Below are 289 nucleotides of genomic sequence, written 5' to 3'. Positions count from 1 at the left end.
TGGTGCAGTATTATCTTTGATAATGAACTGACATGTAAATACATCGTCAGATAAGTTTCCACAAAGATCTTCTGCTACGAAACGTAATTCTAATAACATTTCACATGAATCTCCTTCTACTTGACCAGCAAATATTACCTTATACTTAAGGTCTTCTACTGCTGTACAGTTATCTGTGTAACATACTGGGATATATAAGTTAGGGTTTAAGCCTAAATCTATTCCTGCTACTGTGAACAAGTTATCTAAATCTAAGTAATCACCTTCTTCTAAATCAAATCCTGCGTCA

The 289-nt window shown here is 33.9% G+C and carries 1 protein-coding gene; it reads right to left on the bottom strand.

The window, feature by feature from the left end; translation table 11 throughout:
• On the bottom strand, positions 1 to 289 hold a 289-nt coding region (locus tag RM697_RS13705), incomplete at both ends, for a hypothetical protein (protein ID WP_311428459.1).

This window comes from Microcosmobacter mediterraneus, from assembly GCF_031846265.1.
GTDB classification, from domain to species: domain Bacteria; phylum Bacteroidota; class Bacteroidia; order Flavobacteriales; family Flavobacteriaceae; genus Microcosmobacter; species Microcosmobacter mediterraneus.
Note: the sequence above shows the minus strand (reverse complement) of the source record. Positions and strands in the feature narration are given on the sequence as shown.